Source organism: Paenibacillus terrisolis (assembly GCF_056171975.1).
Genome location: NZ_JBKFGG010000001.1, coordinates 269,778 through 287,058, shown reverse-complemented (window position 1 = coordinate 287,058; position 17,281 = coordinate 269,778). Strand labels below are relative to the sequence as shown.

Below are 17,281 nucleotides of genomic sequence, written 5' to 3'. Positions count from 1 at the left end.
ATTAAAAATTTAAAACATATTATTATTGGATCTTCGGGGTAAGGTGAAATTCCTGACCGGCGGTAATGGTTCGTTCTTCTCGGAACGGCCTAGCCCGCGACTCGCCCTCATTGGCATGAGTGCGACTGACCTGGTGAGATTCCGGGGCCGACGGTAAAGTCCGGATGGGAGGAGATCAAGCATTCGTCATGCTTATTTGATCTGCCCCCGTAAACATCGAGTCGATCGATTGCGGGGGCTTTCTATTGCAACCCCCCGGATTCCAGAAGGGGATATCGTCATGAAAAATGCAAATGCCGGCGCCGGAATGGGAAGAGGCGTCAACGTTAAGCTGGGAAATTCGTTTCCGCTGCAGCAGGAACGGCGTTCGAAAATGGGATTTTGGCTCGTGGTATTGGGAGCCGCGCTGTGGGGAGTTGACCCGCTCTTCCGGGTGATTTTGCTGAAATCGCTGACCTCGGCGCAAATTGTGCTGCTCGAGCACGTCGTTATCGCTTTGTTTGCCTTTCCGGTGCTTTGGCGAAATCGCCGCGAGCTTCGCGGTGTCGGTTTGCGTCAAGCCGGCGCGCTGCTCTTTATTTCCTGGGGAGGTTCGGCGATCGCTACGATTTTGTTCACCATGGGACTCTCGCACGGCAATCTCAACGCGGTATTACTCTTGCAAAAAATGCAGCCGTTATTTGCGATTCTTCTGGCGGGATGGCTGCTGAAAGAAAAACTGCCACGGCATTTTGCGCCGCTGCTCCTGATTGCTTTGGTCGGCACTTATATGCTTACATTTGGATTTACCGTTCCATTTGGCCATTGGAGCGAGTTCGCGCAGGTCGGCAGCTTGCTGTCGCTGGGCGCCGCGGCTCTTTGGGGCGGCTCGACGGTCATGGGACGCCTCATGGTCGGGCAAATGAAATACGAGACGGTAACCTCGCTGCGTTTCATTCTTGCATTGCCGCTGTTGCTGGCGATCGCCTGGAATGAAGGAGCGGCTTGGAATTTGCCTTCCGGCTCCGGACCTCTCGCGGCTGTCGCCCTCAATTTGCTGGGACAAGCTTTGCTGCCGGGACTTCTCAGTCTGTTGGTGTATTACAAAGGCCTGACTACGACGAAGGCTTCGATCGCGACCCTCGCGGAACTAAGCTTCCCGATGGTGGGTGTGCTGATTAACTGGATCGCCTTTCAGCAAGTTATTACGCTTCCTCAGGCCTGCGGCTTCGTGCTGATTTGGGCGGCGCTGTTCACTATCTCCAGACAAGGTGATTCATCCCGCAAATAAAACTGCGATACCAAAAAAAGCTTCAGGAAACGCTTGTTTCCCGAAGCTTTTTTTGGTATCGGGACCCAATCGAGAATTACTTTTGAAAAAGAAAAATTACTCTATAATAATGTCGAAATATCAAATATAATGGGAATTACCAAATAGTAGGCTCGGAAACAGGCTCACTTACAAAGAGATGGTGAAAAAGGATAAGATGAACCTTACCTTGGATTTGAAAACGGTGCTAGTCCTGCTCGTGTTCAGCCAGTTGTTTACCGTTGTTCTGATTAGCGCATATCGTCATCGGCATTTAAAGGATTCGTCTGTCAGCTCGTTTTTTGCCGCAAAGTGGTTTCAAGCTTTGGCATGGGGGATTTTTGCGTTTCGCGGGCAAATCATGGATAACCTTTATTTTTCGCTATCCAACTCGTTTCTCATGATCGGAGTGGCTTTTGAGATCGCGGCAATTCTTAAGGTGCTTGACGTATACAGCCGCAGGACCCGGGCTTTTTACATTGCCATTACGTCGGTGACCGTCATCGTGTTTAACCTCATCATTCTTCTGCACAACGATGAAAACATCCGAATCGTGGTCATTTCGCTGGCAACCGCCATCATGCTCTGCTATCCGGTTTTTAATTTGATTAACGGAAAAGGAAACACCTCGACGCTTAGCAAAGCCATCGGATACATGTATCTTGTCATTGGAGCGGGGCTGGTTATTCGAGTCCTGCTGCTTAAGTTTTCAACAATGCACGTGGACATGTTTACACCTAGCGTTTATCAGACCCTTTCTTTTCTTGCGCTTTTTTTCATGATGATTTTGGGGAATATCGGATTTGTGCTGCTGTCCAAGGAAAAAGCCGACCAGGAGCTGGTCAGGATGGCAAGCTACGACGATCTGACCGACACCTTAAACCGCAGAACCTTTATTTATAAGGCCGAACAGAATCTCGACTTGTGCGAAAAAAACAGGGTGCCGGTGTCATTTATTCTGATGGATATCGACTATTTCAAAACGATTAACGATACATACGGTCACGATGTCGGCGACGAACTTTTGAAGGATTTTGCCGCGAAGGTCCAGGGGAAGCTGGGAGACGGCGAATTGCTCAGCAGATACGGCGGTGACGAGTTCGCCATTTTCCTTCCGGGCGCGGATGAAAAGAAGTCCGACGATCTTGCCGAAATGCTGCGAACGGCGGTAGGAGGGGGCGGGGAAGGCAGCCCTCACCGAAGATACACGGTCAGTCTGGGTGTGGTCACGGTGATTCCGGATTCGCATACTTTTTTGGATCATTTGTACCAGCTAAGCGACAAAGCGCTGTATGAAGCGAAGAAATCCGGGAGAAACGGGGTTTCCCGGAGCCGGGTAAGCGTCACCGGATAAAAAAAGCACGGAGCGAGTGTGCCTATGATAGGGAGTGAATACCCCCAATCTTAGCCTCAAGCTCCGTGCTTTGTCATTTGTTAAAACCGTTCAGCGTGCCTTCGCCGGCCCCGACGCGTCTCTCTCGTCCAGCCAAAGAATCGCGGTAACGCCGCGCGGATAGTAGCGGCTGCCGCATACGACGCTGGCCATCATTTGGTCGCTCCAACTGTAGTAAGCGTTCCGGCCGGACGTAAGCCATGCTGCATGCGCCGCATCGGAGGCTTGCCCTTGGGCGTCCCAAGGCAAACCGAGAATACGCCGGGCGATGAACTGGGACAGATAGATTTTGCTGAGCCATGAGTTGTCGCTTGTCGAGGACAGCTTCCAGCCGCCGTCCGCAAACAGGCAAACGCCCGGCTGAAGCACCGTGCGGAAATGCTTCGAGAGCGCGCCGATATATTCGCCGAAACGCCCGCTAGGGTCAAGCGCTTCTTCGCAGCCCGTATATAGCGGAAACACCAGACCTTCGATGGCCGGGATAATTCTTGAATCGTTATTCTCCTGAATCACGGCAGGGATATAGCCTGCGGGCAGCAAATGCGCCGCGATCGTTCGGGCGCAAAGCTCGGCCTGTTTGCCTGCCAGAACGGCAAGCTCTGAGCGGCCCTGCTCGGCAAACAGCTTCTCCATGGAAACGTAAGCCGCCCAGCTTTTTCCCGCCAAGTAAATATTGTTGCGCGCTTGGCCCAATGAGACATCCAAGCTGTCATAGGTGGTGATTTCCGCTCCGCCCATCGTTCGAGAACTGTCGAGTCCCATGATGCCGGTGCGTTTGGCCGGGTCGGGATGGTCCCGGTTCACCATGCTGTCAAGGCAACGCTCGAAGATCCCCAGATTGCGGTTCAGCCAATCTTGATCACCCGTCTGCCGGACATACACGGCAGCGCAGAGTACCCAGTTGACGAGCTGCTCATGGGTCATGTGGGAAAAGCAGTCCGAGATGCCGTGAAGCTCGTACGAAGAGTAGCCCGGGCGGGAGAACGAATTGGCTACGCCCATATCATGCGTAAAGCTGAGACCTCCCGGATATTCGGCGTTATCGCCCGGAAGCCGCACCGTGTCTTCATAGCTGTAGCGGCCGACGAATAGGTCCAGCTCGTTTTTGACCGTCCAGGGGTTCATTTTCAGCTCATAAAACAGTTGGTCCACCGTAAGGTCGAACGTATTGATCATCCGGTATTCGCCTTCGTTGACGATCCATAACGGCCGGCCTTCATGCTCCAGCAGCTCGGTTGAGCCGTAATAGCTGCGGATGGCGTGGATCAGCATAAACCGCTGGTCATCGTTCAAGCCGGGAGCGCGGAGCAGGTCCTCCGCTTTTTTCACGATTTCGAGCTTGCGGTCGAACTGATCCAGCGCGTAAGCGGCAACCTCCTCGATATTGGCAAAATACCGCGTATAATAGTAAGCCGCATCGATTCCGGCCGTAACGTAGCCGCTGCGGTAGAAGCACAGCGCGAACCGGTAGGTCGCTTTTTCTCCGGCAGGGGTGTCCATAAGCAGGGCTCCGACCGGACCCAGTCCAAAGCGCAGGTTGTCCGGAAGTTTAGGCCGCAGGATATCCTCCATCGTGAAGAAACCGGCGCTGATCACGCGCGGATCGTTTGAGGCAATCGCCGTATGCCGCCCTTGGCCGATACCGCGAATCAGGCCAGCGGTCGTGTCTTCAAGGCGTCTGATGGAAGTGTAGGGATCACCGCTTTGGAAGCCGAAGAACGCTTTACGTGCCGATTGACCATTGGAATTGTCGACGGTGATCTCCGCCAGCACGGCGGGCATCAGTGCGAAGCGAAGCAGTTCCTCATCCGCGGCAGCCGGGTCCGGAACGGATTCGAACGGAGAATAAATCCGGAAGGTCAAGTCTCCGGCATGCCATTCATCCGAAGCCGCGCCGAAGGAACGGGTAATGGCATCCAGCGGGAAGGGCGTAATGAGGTCGCTTTCATCCTTTTTGGCGCCTGCGGGGCTTTCATCGGTCGTGTAACGGTCGCGTTCATCCTGTCCCTGCCCGTAGAAAGGAAACGCCAGGTAGCGCTCTTGTCCGTCCTCCTGAAGTCCGACGTATATATTCTGATTGGGAGGACTCCCAAGCTCCAAGTCAAAGCCGCCGCTGTTGCCCGGATATCCCAGGGTGAAGCTGGCAAAGGCGCCCATGGGGGAGTGATGCGCATTGAAAAAGATATTTTTACCCATCTTAATTACCTCCTATGATTCTCGTGATCTCTGTGCTATTTTGAGTATAGCAAGGAGGATTATCAAGTTATAGGTCCAAATCTTCTAATCATTTACCCAAATCAGTCAGTCGGGGGAAGAGATGGCGGGAAGGGGAAAGCATGAGATGAGCATAGCTAAAGAGCATCAAATCGCCGAATTTATGCTGCCCAATATGGATTCTACCTTTCAGATCTTTGCCGCCCATTTGCGGACGGTGACCGGGGAGTGGTCCTATCCGACGCACAGCCATCCGCTGTTTGAGGTCAATCTGCTGCTGTCGGGATGCCAGGAAATGACGGTGAACGGCCAGCGTTTCGTTCAGAGGCCAGGGGACATGATGCTGCTCCGTCCCGAGGATGTTCACGAAAGCCGCGCGGTTGGTCCCGAGCGCATGACCTATTACTGCTTGCATTTCAATGTGGACGAGCGCGTGCTACGGGAATTGCTGTGCAGAAGCGAGCAGTTCCTGCATGCCGAGAGCAGCGTTCTGGCCCGGGCGATCCGGCCCAGTATGGACAAGCTGATCGCACTGACCTCGAACAACGCCGGGCTGAAGCTGGTAAGCAAGATGCGGGCGTTATCCGCCGTTTTTGAGCTGTTCGCGGGAATAAGCGACAGCTTGGCGGCCCAGGGAAGCGGAGGTATTTCCGGCGGGCGGAAAAGCAAGGTGGCTGCGGAAATCGCCTTGCGGCTGGAGATGAGCGTCGAAGAAGGCAATGCCGCAGGCGGGAAGGACGGGGCCGATTCCGGCTTCGATTCCGACTCGGATAGATCCTTGGAGACGGTCGCCGCGGTCATTAAGGGGCTCGGTTACAGTGCATCTTCCTGCAACCGCATGTTTCGCAGTGTTTACGGGATGTCGCCCCGCCAGTATTTGTCCGCGCTGAAGCTGAAAAAAGCGAAGCTCCTGCTTATGGAGCCGGAGCTGTCGGTAGAAGCCGTCTCGGCTTCCCTCGGCTATAAGGACATTGCCCATTTCAGCCGGCAATTCAAGCGCTGGACGGGGGAATCGCCCGGAAAGTTCCGGGCGAGATTCCATATTTAGCAGGCTATCCAAGAAAGGTGATGACAGATTTTGCACCAACTAGAAACCGATTTTCTTGCCGTACCTAAGAGTAAACGAATTCTATTTTTAGGCGACAGTATTACCGAGAACGGAACGTATATCCGCGATTTGGACGCTTTTTTTCTGAAGCACCTGCCGCAGCACCGGATTGAGTGGCTCAATTTGGGAGTCAGCAGCGAGACGGCGGCGGGAACAAGCGAGCAGGCGCATCCTTTTCCCCGGCCATGCGTGCATGAAAGGCTGGCAAGGGCGCTTCAGGAGACTCGGCCGGACTGGGTGTTTCTGTGCTACGGCATGAACGACGGGATTTATCATCCCTTTTCCGTTGATCTTTTTAAAGCTTATTGCGACGGGGTGCGTCAAGCTGTGGAGACTGTCCGCGCGGCCGGCTCCAGGGTCATCCTGATGACGCCTCCGCCGTTTGACGTGAATTCCGCAAACGTGGAGCCGCAGCCGGAAGGCGCGGGGGATTATTCTTTCGAACGGCCTTATGAAGATTACAACACGGTGCTTGGCAGTTATGCGGCATGGATTCGCGAATATGGCAAAGAGCAGGAAATTGCGACGGTCGATATCCGTGAGCCGTTGATGTCGATGATCCGTTCTAAACGCGGGGAAAATCCGGCTTACAAGTATGGAGACGGCATTCATCCTAACGAGGACGGACATTTTGTGATTGCCCGGACGATTTTAAGCCGGGTATTTCATGTTGTGCTTGAGAGTGTGCCGGCATGGGCCGAATCCGGCATGAGTCCTTTTATCCGCAAGACGGAAGAGCGCCGGAAAATCCTGGACGCGGCATGGAGGGAGCATGTCGGGCACGGCAACCCGAACAAGTTCGAAACGCCGCCGCTTCACGAAGCCCTGGCGCTGGCGGAGACGCTGCTGCCGGAAATTCATAGGGAAGCCGAAAAGGAGGGCGGTGCGGAGTCGGCTGTTCGGAGCGAGTGGAAAGGGTATCGCCGCACGGACTTTTATCATGACGGCCGGGAATGCATCGTCGTTGCACCCAAATCCGCAGCTCCCGGGAGACCGTGGGTTTGGAGAAGCGAATTTTTTGACGCGTTTGCGGACGCCGATATGGCGCTGTTGGAACAAGGGTGGCATCTGGCCTATTGCAGGCTCAGCGATTTATACGGCTGCTCTTTCGCGGCGGAGCGGATGGAGCACTTCCGGTCCTATCTGACGGAGGCGTTTGATTTGAACCTTAAGCCGGTGCTGTTCGGCTTCAGCCGGGGGGGACTTTACGCTCTCCGATACGCGGAGATGTATCCCCGATGGGTCTCGGCGCTTTATCTGGATGCGCCGGTGGTGGATATCCGAAGCTGGCCCGGCGGAAAAGGAGCCGGGCTGGGCTCGCGGGATGAATGGAGCGATTGTCTGGACGCGTACGGGTTAACAGGCGATAAAAACGGCCGTCCAGAGGAGGTTACGGAACATTTGCTTGAGGAACTGGCGCAGCCGGCTGCGCTCGGAATCCCGATTTTTCTTGTTTCGGGGGATTCCGACCGGTTCGTTCCCTTCACGGAGAACGGGGCGCTGCTGGAGCAAAAATACGCTGCCTTTGGCGGGAAAATCGAAACGATCCTGAAGCAGGGCGGAGATCATCATCCCCACAGCCTGCCTGACGTCAGCCCAATCGTGGAATTTTGCTTGCGAAGCGTTACGGACTGAGATAGAAAAGGCAAAGCCCGATCGTCGGACTTTGCCTTTTTTCTTATTTCGCAAAATGGGAGAGGGCGAATACCGCCGGAGAGTTCCAATAGATCGTCACTTCGTTGCCGGCATAGCTATCCTCATGATCGACGAAGCACTGCGCCGGAGCTTTACCCTGTAAATGTTCCCTCATATAGTCGTCGTTCAGTCCGCGGTTGGGACCCCCGGAGACAAGGCCGGGTACCGCTTCTTCGATGCCGTCCCCGACGGAGGGGCGGTGATGCGGGTATTTGACCGCGCGGTCGCCAAATCCGGTAACGTAGCTGTAGTCCAGCACATTGCGGCCGAGCAAGTAATGGATGTGCTCCAGTGCCCAAGCCTCGTAAGCTTTGTCCTTGCTCCGGTAATAAGCGGTCAGCAGCAGCATGGCCCGGTTCATGAGCAACATATTGCTGCCCCAAATATAGTCGTCCGGGGTCAGCGAAACCAGATAACCGTCTTCCATGCATCGCCGGATGAGCCGGTCAGCCTCTTGAAACAGCCCTTGCTGCAGAGAAGCGCGAAGCGCCGCATCGGTTTTGGAAGAAGGGGAACAGAAAAGATAAGCGATTGTGCCGTAGCCGCCCATATCGGCCCAACCCAGCTCGTATTTCGGAAATTCTTCGGCCGCGAGTTTCCGGAAAGCCTCGTGGTATTCGGCTTCGCCGGTGGTGCTAAACAACTCGCCGGCTGCCCAGTAGCGTTCGTCAAGATCTATTTCGTCGCCGTATTCCCCCGTTTTGATATCGGATGGGTTCTTGAAGCCCGGGGTCTGCGGATTTGCTTCCAGCCACTTCCATGCGAATTTGGCCGCCCGGAGACAGCGGCTGGCGAAATCAACGTCAAAAGGCCGGTAAATTCGCGCCGCCAGCGCCGTAACACCGGCGAAGCATCCTGTTGCCGCAGCGGAAACCGGCATGAAATACAAATCGGCCGTATCGTCTTCCGGCATGACGTCGAGAGCGGGAAACTGCTTAGTGGTCAGCTTATGAAAAACGCCTCCGGTCATCTGATCCTGCATTTTGAGCAGCCATTCCAATTCATACCGGCATTCATGGAGAACGTCGGGCATAACGCCATTCGTTTCCGGCAGCGGAACCGGACGATTAAACGCCTGCGGTGAAAATTCGTAGGCCAGCAGAAGATCGGCGACCGCTTTGGCTCCGGGGCCGGCGTATTTGCCGTAATCTCCGGCATCGTGCCAGCCTCCGTCGCCGTCCTGCTTGCGGAGGGGATCATCGAATATGACTCCCTCCGCGGTGTGGCAAGCGCCATGCTTCCAGGGCCCCGCGAACTCTTCCTTCAGGTCCATGCCGCAGCGGAAATAGTAAAAGGCTTTGAGCAGCCCCCGATGGACCTCCGCATAAGGCTGATCTCCTATCTTAAACGAAGCCGAGATTTGCTCGTTCAATTCGATATGATAAGTGCCGCTTTGGGTCAAAGCGGAGAAATCTCCCCGGAACAAGGTGCAGCCGGCGGAGGAGTCCCGGATCTCCGGACCGGTCTCTCCGACCAGAACGGGCTTGCCCGATGATTCGTCCATAATCCGGAACATTCCGCTTTGCCCGCAGCTGACAAACGTTTTCCGGGCATTTGCCGGAAAGCCCAGCTGATTCACCGTAATCATTCGCTCCAACGATTCTTTCATGATCCGAAATCCCCTCTTTTCAGTTCGTAATCGCTTTCATTTTATATTTGCACTCGAGTAAGGCTATGACAAGGGTACAATTCTATGAATGCAAGTGGAAATTTATCCTAAATCATAGAGAAGGCTCGACTCTTCTATGGTAGTATGGTATTATGAGAGTCTGATAACGTGGTAACGAACTAAAGCGTTTGGAAGATTTACTTACAAAACGGGGGAGAGTTATGAAGAGAAAAATAGCGGCAATAGGTTTAGTCCTGGGGATCCTGCTGGCTGCTCTGACCGGTTGCTCCGGTTCCGGGAAAGACGGCAACAAGCTGGTCATCGGGATTGACGATAAATTCGCGCCGATGGGGTTTAGAGACGATAACAATGACATTGTCGGCTTTGACATTGACTATGCCAAGGCGGCTGCGGAAAAGATGGGCATGGAGGCCGTTTTTCAACCCATTGATTGGTCGGCCAAGGAATCCGAACTGAACAGCGGACGAATCGACCTGATCTGGAACGGATACACGATTACGGATGAACGGAAGGGGAAAGTGCTGTTTACGAAGCCGTATCTGAAAAACAGCCAAGTGATCGTTACTTTGGCGGATTCGGATATTTCCGGAATCGATGATTTGGCCGGCAAGGTTGTAGGCCTGCAATCGTTGTCCTCGGCTGCGGACGCCTTGAATGCGAGCCCGATCAAATCGCAGGTTAAGACGGTAACCGAGTTTCCGGATAATGTGCTGGCTTTGAGCGATTTGAAAACGAAGCGCCTCGACGCGGTTGTAATCGACGAGGTGGTGGCGAGATACTATATGTCCAAAGAGTCCGGGACATTTAAGATGCTGGACGAATCCCTGGCGCCGGAAGAGTACGGCATCGGCGTGAAAAAAGGGAACGAGGCACTGTTGGATAAGCTGCAGAAGGCGCTGGACGAGCTGAACCAGGATGGGACGGCGGCGGAAATTTCCGAGAAGTGGTTTGGCGCGGATAAAGTTTTGAAATAATGAATTCGGATGGACAACCGTAAAGAACCGGACGAACTCTTCGTTCCGGTTCTTCCGTTTTGCCATGATTGATGAAGGAGACGCGAGAAATGAGTTTGGACTATTTGATTCGGATTACGGGACCGATCCTGGAGGGTGCGCGAACAACGCTGCTGCTGTTTGCGCTCGCGATCGTGACCTCGATTCCGCTTGGTTTTGCATTGACATTTATCGTCAAAAGCCGCGTTAAGCCTTTGGCCTGGCTCGGAAACGGCTATATCTACATTATGCGCGGCACGCCGCTGCTGCTGCAGATGCTGTTCTTCTGCTTCGGCCTGCCGGTGATCCCGGTAATCGGGGAGCATCTCGTCATGGACCGGTTCGTAGCGGCTTGTCTGGCGTTCACGCTGAACTATGCCGCTTACTTCGCGGAGATTTTTCGCGGGGGGCTGCTGGCCATCGATAAAGGGCAATACGAGGCGGCCAAGGTGCTGGGGCTTGGGCGCTGGCATACGACGACCCGGATCGTGCTGCCGCAGATGGTTCGCATCGCCTTGCCCGCCGTATCGAACGAATCGATCACGCTGGTCAAGGATACGGCTCTGCTTTACGCGGTAGCGGTGCCGGAGCTGCTGCATTTTGCCCAAACGGCCGTGAACCGCGATTTTACAATCACGCCTTTTTTCATCGCGGGCATTATTTATTTGCTTATGACTTTGGTGCTGACGATCATATTCAAGGCGCTGGAGCGGAAATTTAAATTCGAATAAAAGGATTGAAGTAATTATGGCAATTATCGAGGTTGCGAATCTGCGAAAGTCCTTCGGGACCTTGGACGTTCTGAAGGATGTTTCCTTTACGGTTGATAAAAGCGAAGTGGTTGCGGTCATCGGACCGTCCGGCTCCGGCAAAAGCACGATGCTGCGGAGTATCGCTCATCTGGAAGAGGCGGGCGGCGGCAGCATCCGAATCGGCGGCGATTATTTGGTGCAGGACGGCAAATACGCGCCGTCGGCGAAGATCAAAGAAATCACCGGCCGCATGGGGATGGTTTTTCAGCACTTCAACCTGTTTCCGCATTTGACGGTGCGAAAGAATCTGGAACTGGCTCCGAAGCTGGTGAAAGGACTTCCCGCTGATGAGATCAGCCGCAAAGCCGCTGTTTTGCTGGAGAAGGTCGGGCTTTCGGATAAAGCGGACGTATTTCCGTCCCATTTGTCGGGCGGTCAGAAACAACGGGTGGCGATCGCTAGGGCGCTCATGATGAGTCCCGAAATCATGCTGTTTGACGAGCCGACCTCGGCGCTCGATCCTGAGCTGACCGGCGAGGTGCTTCAGGTCATGAGACAGCTGGCCGATGAGGAGATGACGATGGTTGTCGTCACGCACGAAATGGGGTTTGCCAAGGAAGTGGCGGACCGGGTCATGTTCATGGCCGACGGGGAATTCATCGAGTCGGGCGCGCCGGAAGAACTGCTCGTCAATCCCTGGCATGAGCGCACCAAGGCTTTTTTGAATCGGGTGTTGTAAACAGTTTATACAAAGGATAGAGGTTTTCACGGCCAGCATGGCTGCTTCTGAAGTAGGGATGCCTACGGATGAGGCGGCTTTTTTCGTGGAACGAAGAAAATGTAAACCATAAGATGAATTAGGCTTCTTCTTCCCTTACTCGTTGTAACTAACTGGAAAACCTCCTGCTATTTTTGATGTATTGGCCTTCCGGCCTTAAATAACGGGAAAAAGTCCGGTTAATTTGGAGGATTTTCTCAAAATATGGCCATTATAGCCATTTCGGCAAAAATTAAACGGAGTATTTCCCGCTAAGTTCGCGATAAAAGGCTAAATTCGATTATTAACGGGAGAATTTCCATCTATTGTTTGGGTAAGTGTTGGGAAGCGGCGGGGGGGCGCAGTGCGCGCAGAGTTGAGAGTGGTAAGTAATCGGCGGCCCAGTGCTAGTAAAAAGTGGTTTTGTGGGGACTAGCGTCAGTGTCAGTGGAGGTGCGAGTAGCAGGTGAGTACCAGCGTCAGTGTCAGTGGAGGTGCGAGTAGCAGGTGAGTACCAGCGTCAATGTCAGTGGAGGTGCGAGTAGCAGGTGAGTACCAGCGTCAGTGTCAATGGAAGTGCGAGTAGCAGGTGAGTACCAGCGTCAATGTCAGTGGAAGTGCGAGTAGCAGGTGAGTACCAGCGTCAGTGTCAGTGGAGGTGCGAGTAGCAGGTGAGTACCAGCGTCAGTGTCAGTGGATGTGCGAGTAGCAGGTGAGTACCAGCGTCAATGTCAGTGGAGGTGCGAGTAGCAGGTGAGTACCAGCGTCAATGTCAGTGGAAGTGCGAGTAGCAGGTGAGTACTAGCGTCAGTGTCAGTGGAGGTGCGAGTAGCAGGTGAGTACCAGCGTCAGTGTCAGTGGATGTGCGAGTAGCAGGTGGGTGTCAGCGGCAATGCCTATATGTAAAGCGTGATGTTAAGCGGGATGGTGAGAATGGCGGCATGGATGAGGGACGCGCAGTGATGCGCGAACAAGCCGTGACTGATCCTTGAACTTCTTGCCGGGTTTTTGGATTAGTCACATTGGGCCGCTTTTCAGGCACAGCTTTCTTAGGTAATATGTTCATAGGCTGCGATAACGATAGCGCTGTCATTCAACAAACAACGGCGGGAGCATCTGCGATAGCGATATGATAGATGGGCTCTCGATTCAGGAATAACAGGAGATACGGTCTATGACACAATCGGAAACAACTTTCAAGCGGTTGAATGTCGGAATCTTCGCTCATGTCGACGCGGGAAAAACGACGACTACCGAGCATATTTTGTACGAAAGCGGGCGAACTCGTTCTCTCGGCAGTGTAGACGCCGGCACCGCCGTCACGGATTCGATGGAGATCGAGCGGCAGCGGGGGATTTCGGTCCGGGCTGCGATGACTTCGTTCGCCTGGAAAGGAATCCAGGTCAATTTGGTCGATACACCGGGGCACGTCGACTTTCTATCGGAGGTGGAGCGATCGCTGCGGGTCATGGACAGCGCGGTGCTTATCCTCTCCGCCGTGGAGGGCGTGCAGGCGCAGACGGAAATGATATGGAACGCGCTGCGCAAGCTGCGGATTCCTACGCTCCTGTTCATTAACAAAATGGATCGGGTCGGCGCCGATCCGGACGCGGTACTGGAGCAGATCCGCACCTATTTGTCGCGGGATATCCTCCCCATGCAGCTTCCGCTTGGCAAAGAGCAGGATTACCAAGGAGCACGGGATTTGTGGGAAGCCGGTGCGGACCGGTTGGCCCAGAGAGAGTGCATGGAATTTTTGGCCGAACGCGAAGAAGATTTGCTCGAAGCTTATCTCGGCGGGGAGGATATCCCCCTGGAGGTATGGAAACAAAGGGCCATGAAACAAACCCGTTCCGCGGAGATTTTTCCGGTAGTTTTCGGGGCGGCGGCTAAAGGAGCCGGGGTTACCGGCCTGCTGGACGCCATGGTCGAGTATTTCCCTTTGGCGGGCGAAGGAGCGGAGGAGCCGTTGTCCGGGATCGTGTTCAAGATCGAACGGGACAAGACCATGGGCAGAATGGCGTACGTTCGCCTGTACAAAGGCCGGATTCGCAACCGGGACACCGTGCTCAATTATACGCAAAACCTGCAGGAAAAAGTGACGCAAATCCGCAAGGTGGACGGCTCCCGCTCGGAGGATATCGGCCTGCTGGAAGCGGGCGACATTGCCGCCGTATGCGGTCTTTCCCATGTACGTATCGGCGATGTGCTGGGCGCGCCGGACGCGATTCCGGCAGAAGCAAGGCTGGCGGTGCCGCTGTTGACCGTTCGGGCTCATTGGCAGAATGAAGCCGATTACCAGGGAGTCGTGCACGCGCTCCAGGAGCTGTCCGACGAGGACCCGCTGCTTGACGTGCAGTGGCTGCAGGAGGAGCGGGAGCTGCACGTCAAAGTGATGGGTCCGATCCAACTGGAGATTCTCAGCAGCGTCCTTGAATCCAGATACGGCCTTGCCGTGAGCTTCGGACAGCCTTCCGTAATTTACAAAGAGACGCCGATGCAGGCCGGCGAGGGCTTTATCGCTTATACGATGCCGAAGCCATGCTGGGCGATTCTCCGCTTTAAGATCGAGCCGGGTCTGCGGGGCAGCGGGTTGGTTTACGAGGCTTATGTGCGCAATGAGGATTTGCTGCCGCAGTACCAGAATGAGGTCGAACGCCGCGTTCCCGAGGCGCTGCAGCAGGGATTGTACGGCTGGGAAGTGACGGACCTGAAGGTGACTCTGGTTTACGGACAGCACCATGTGTGGCATACTCATCCGCTTGATTTTGCAGTCGCGACGCCAATGGGCATTATGGACGGATTGTTGAACGTGGGTACCGCCCTGCTGGAACCGATGCTCCAGGTTCGCATCATTGTTCCCGAGGAAAACGGCGGGCGGGTGATGAACGATTTGATCCAGATGCGCGGTACATTTGAGCCGCCGGTCCTGCAAGGAGACCGGATGGTCATCGAAGGCCGCCTTCCGGTAGCGACGTCGCTGGATTATCCGGTGGAACTGAGCTCTTACACCAAAGGGAGAAGCACGTTTTCTTCCGCCTTTGCGGGATATGAGCCGTGCCCGCCCGATGTGAAAGCCGAGCGGACCCGGAGGGGCGTGAACCCGCTGGATCAGGCCAAATACATTCTCAGCGTGCGCAAAGCGCTGCAAGGATGACGAATTCTATAGAAAAAACTTGCGGCGGCACCAAACCAATACATGGAAAGCGAAAAGAGGAGCGAAGCTCCTCCTTTTTTGTTATATCGTCACTTGCCGTCGTAGTAGTTTCCGAAATTTTTGATTTTGAACGTGCAGTGTACATGGATGGGCATATTTCGGTACATATCATGCCAATCCGTTTGTTTCCACTCGGCATAGCTCATTTTGTTGCGGACGTGACTGCCCAGGCCAAGGCTGTCGACATTGTTTTTTTGGAGCATTGCAATCATTCGCTCGCCTTCTTGAGTGATATATTGACCGACTTGTTTCTCCACCTCATGTCTTTCGGAGGCAGTGCTTAAACGCATCTCGCCCAAGTATTCCACAACGCTGCCGACCACCTTGATATGCATGTCTGCCGCATATTTCCCTTCATCTGTTTTGGACACCTTGATTTTTCCTTTGCTACTTACCGTGTTTAAAGACAAAGTCTGCAGGGCGGGATAGTCGCCCGACGCGATCGAGAACTCTCCTTCGCTTAAATCCGTGTAGAGCAAATTGAAAATGAACGAGTCTTTCCAAGGAATTTGGGTGATATATTTATCCTTGCGAAACAGCGCGATTCCACTGATGGTGACATCCTTTCCGGTTGATTTGATCACGGTGGCGATCGGATCCAAGCTGTCGTCGAAATAATCGCGAAAGAACTGATGAACCATGATTCTGGGGTAGCTCTGCCTGTCGTACTCTTTTTTCAGCAGACTATCGATGTATCTGCTCGTTTTGGTATGCCGGGGGAATTCTTGGCTCAGTAGCTCGCCCGCATCGCCGTCCACGATGATAACCGAGGTTCTCTTGGAGATCGACGGATCGCGCAAAATGGTGTCCATATGCTTGCGCAGCCCCTGTCTGGCCAAATCCATTCCGTACATGAGCGTGCGAAGCTGGCCGCTGACGAGGACTCGGCTGGTTCTGAGTGACAACTCCTGCCGTGCTTCTTTGGGGCTTTCGGTGGTCGCGACCAAAAGCTCGTCAAGCGGTCTTTCATCCCGCGTATACATCGTGACCAGCGGGACGCTGAAGGTTATCTTCAGCTTGCCATCCTGGGTAAGGTCTGTAGCGGTTGATTCGATATACCCGACCCGCTCTAAAATCCGCTCGTCCTGGTTACAACCGCTGAGGAACAAAAGCAGGCCTAAAAAGGCAAGACATTTTCTTCTGTTAGCCATGCGCTTTCCTTCCTTTCTGGATCAATAACAGCAGGATGAGCAGCAGCGGAAACCCCACCGAAAAGCACAGCTGGGCGAAGGTTAAAGGTCGGAACCAGGCTTCGACGGCGGCGAGCGACTTGGGGATCAAAGAGACGCTGATCGTTATGACCATCGTAATGAACAGCATTACTCTCCAAGGAACTTGAGGGAGAATCCGGGCAAAAACCGTCTGGCTGGACCAATAATACATGCCCCCCGTTTGCAGAACCGACAGTAAAAAAAAGCTGTACAGGAGGTTCTGCATTCGTTCGATAAACGGGAACTGAATATACGAGGCCATTTCGAGAAGAGGAAAAGGTAGGTGCGTGAGCTCCTGCACATTAAAAACGCCATAACAGAGCAGCGCGACCAGTAAATAAATGAACGTAACGATGCCATTGCCGAGATGGATATATTTGAGCCATTTTCGGTTTCTCTCCGCATAGGGGAACAGAAACAGAGTGAGCTCGTAACCCATATAGGCTCCATATATATCGAGGGCGCCCCAAGCCATGTCGGAACCGCCCCGCAACAGGAATGGAGTGAGGCGGACGAAATCGAATTCCGTGAAGAAAAACCCGGCAAGGGGAACTTGAAGAAGCAGGATAAAGGCAAAAAACGTATTGGCTTTTGAAATGGTATATATCCCTTTGCTGACTAGAAGAAACAGCAGGATATCGATGACCAGTTTTAGTGTCAGATCGGAAGTGGCCTGAAAGAACAGCATCTGATAGATAAGCACGTACTGCTTGATGACCAGGCATCCGATCATTGCAAAGACGCATCCGATGAATAAATACAGCGGGTAGCAAAGAATTTTCGGCAGGGAGGACTCCAGAATCTGAAACACGGACGTTCCGTTTCCCAGACGGTATACCGCGGAGACCAGCGTGATATTGAGCCCTACAAGAAAGGACATGATTAGGACGACAATCCATCCGTTCGTCCCGAAATGGGTTGCCAGAAGCCTGGGAAGCGTGAACAGCACGACGCCGCTTTGCGTGTTGAACACCAGCAAGGCAATATGGAAGCGATGAAGTTTTTCCTGGATCAAAAGGATCAC

At 53.9% G+C, this 17,281-nt stretch carries 12 protein-coding genes and 1 riboswitch; of the genes, 8 read left to right on the top strand and 4 right to left on the bottom strand.

Features of this window, described 5'->3' with window-relative positions; genetic code table 11:
- Positions 1–25: 25 nt before the first annotated feature.
- Positions 26–180, top strand: a riboswitch (FMN riboswitch).
- A 127-nt stretch (positions 181–307) separates the two neighbouring features.
- Positions 308–1,270, top strand: a complete 963-nt coding sequence (locus ACI48K_RS01345; RefSeq protein ID WP_475026041.1) for a DMT family transporter — start codon at positions 308–310, stop codon at positions 1,268–1,270.
- 196 nt (positions 1,271–1,466) lie between these two features.
- Positions 1,467–2,642, top strand: a complete 1,176-nt coding sequence (locus ACI48K_RS01340) for a GGDEF domain-containing protein (protein WP_475025758.1) — start codon at positions 1,467–1,469, stop codon at positions 2,640–2,642.
- 90 nt (positions 2,643–2,732) lie between these two features.
- Here ACI48K_RS01340 and ACI48K_RS01335 read toward each other — a convergent pair whose 3' ends face one another.
- A complete protein-coding gene (locus tag ACI48K_RS01335) occupies positions 2,733–4,877 on the bottom strand; it encodes a glycoside hydrolase family 52 protein (protein WP_475025757.1) in 2,145 nt (714 codons plus the stop codon).
- A gap of 145 nt (positions 4,878–5,022) precedes the next feature.
- Here ACI48K_RS01335 and ACI48K_RS01330 point away from each other — a divergent pair, with 145 nt between their 5' ends.
- Together ACI48K_RS01330 and ACI48K_RS01325 are read left to right on the top strand one after the other, a co-directional pair.
- Positions 5,023–5,943 (top strand): AraC family transcriptional regulator, encoded by a 921-nt coding sequence (locus ACI48K_RS01330; protein ID WP_475025756.1) that lies wholly within the window; start codon positions 5,023–5,025, stop codon positions 5,941–5,943.
- A gap of 30 nt (positions 5,944–5,973) precedes the next feature.
- Entirely contained in the window at positions 5,974–7,638 is a 1,665-nt protein-coding gene (locus tag ACI48K_RS01325) for a GDSL-type esterase/lipase family protein (RefSeq protein WP_475025755.1), read from the top strand.
- Between the two features lie 43 nt (positions 7,639–7,681).
- Here ACI48K_RS01325 and ACI48K_RS01320 read toward each other — a convergent pair whose 3' ends face one another.
- Positions 7,682–9,307, bottom strand: a complete 1,626-nt coding sequence (locus ACI48K_RS01320) for a glycoside hydrolase family 9 protein (RefSeq protein WP_475025754.1) — start codon at positions 9,305–9,307, stop codon at positions 7,682–7,684.
- 221 nt (positions 9,308–9,528) lie between these two features.
- On the opposite strand from ACI48K_RS01320, the gene ACI48K_RS01315 reads away from it, so the two are divergent.
- From ACI48K_RS01315 to ACI48K_RS01300, 4 genes are all read left to right on the top strand, one after another.
- The gene (locus ACI48K_RS01315) at positions 9,529–10,302 is read left to right on the top strand and encodes an amino acid ABC transporter substrate-binding protein (protein ID WP_475025753.1); all 774 of its coding nucleotides are present in this window, start codon (positions 9,529–9,531) and stop codon (positions 10,300–10,302) included.
- 89 nt (positions 10,303–10,391) lie between these two features.
- A complete protein-coding gene (locus ACI48K_RS01310; RefSeq protein ID WP_475025752.1) occupies positions 10,392–11,051 on the top strand; it encodes an amino acid ABC transporter permease in 660 nt (219 codons plus the stop codon).
- A gap of 16 nt (positions 11,052–11,067) precedes the next feature.
- Positions 11,068–11,811 (top strand): amino acid ABC transporter ATP-binding protein, encoded by a 744-nt coding sequence (locus ACI48K_RS01305; RefSeq protein ID WP_475025751.1) that lies wholly within the window; start codon positions 11,068–11,070, stop codon positions 11,809–11,811.
- Positions 11,812–13,003: 1,192 nt separating this feature from the next.
- Positions 13,004–14,986, top strand: coding sequence for a GTP-binding protein (locus ACI48K_RS01300; protein WP_475025750.1), 1,983 nt, complete (start codon positions 13,004–13,006; stop codon positions 14,984–14,986).
- 89 nt (positions 14,987–15,075) lie between these two features.
- Here the strand turns inward: ACI48K_RS01300 and ACI48K_RS01295 are convergent, their stop codons facing one another.
- Positions 15,076–16,197, bottom strand: coding sequence for a Ger(x)C family spore germination protein (locus ACI48K_RS01295; RefSeq protein WP_475025749.1), 1,122 nt, complete (start codon positions 16,195–16,197; stop codon positions 15,076–15,078).
- Complete coding sequence (locus ACI48K_RS01290; protein WP_475025748.1) at positions 16,190–17,272, bottom strand: GerAB/ArcD/ProY family transporter; 1,083 nt, start codon at positions 17,270–17,272, stop codon at positions 16,190–16,192. The genes ACI48K_RS01295 and ACI48K_RS01290 overlap by 8 nt, the downstream gene beginning before the upstream one ends.
- Positions 17,273–17,281 lie beyond the last annotated feature (9 nt).

Coding starts and splice junctions, on each gene's coding strand:
- ACI48K_RS01345 (WP_475026041.1), top strand. CDS start 308: ATGGGAAGAGGCGTCAACGTTAAGCTGGGAAATTCGTTTCCGCTGCAG.
- ACI48K_RS01340 (WP_475025758.1), top strand. CDS start 1,467: ATGAACCTTACCTTGGATTTGAAAACGGTGCTAGTCCTGCTCGTGTTC.
- ACI48K_RS01335 (WP_475025757.1), bottom strand. CDS start 4,877: ATGGGTAAAAATATCTTTTTCAATGCGCATCACTCCCCCATGGGCGCC.
- ACI48K_RS01330 (WP_475025756.1), top strand. CDS start 5,023: ATGAGCATAGCTAAAGAGCATCAAATCGCCGAATTTATGCTGCCCAAT.
- ACI48K_RS01320 (WP_475025754.1), bottom strand. CDS start 9,307: ATGAAAGAATCGTTGGAGCGAATGATTACGGTGAATCAGCTGGGCTTT.
- ACI48K_RS01315 (WP_475025753.1), top strand. CDS start 9,529: ATGAAGAGAAAAATAGCGGCAATAGGTTTAGTCCTGGGGATCCTGCTG.
- ACI48K_RS01310 (WP_475025752.1), top strand. CDS start 10,392: ATGAGTTTGGACTATTTGATTCGGATTACGGGACCGATCCTGGAGGGT.
- ACI48K_RS01305 (WP_475025751.1), top strand. CDS start 11,068: ATGGCAATTATCGAGGTTGCGAATCTGCGAAAGTCCTTCGGGACCTTG.
- ACI48K_RS01300 (WP_475025750.1), top strand. CDS start 13,004: ATGACACAATCGGAAACAACTTTCAAGCGGTTGAATGTCGGAATCTTC.
- ACI48K_RS01295 (WP_475025749.1), bottom strand. CDS start 16,197: ATGGCTAACAGAAGAAAATGTCTTGCCTTTTTAGGCCTGCTTTTGTTC.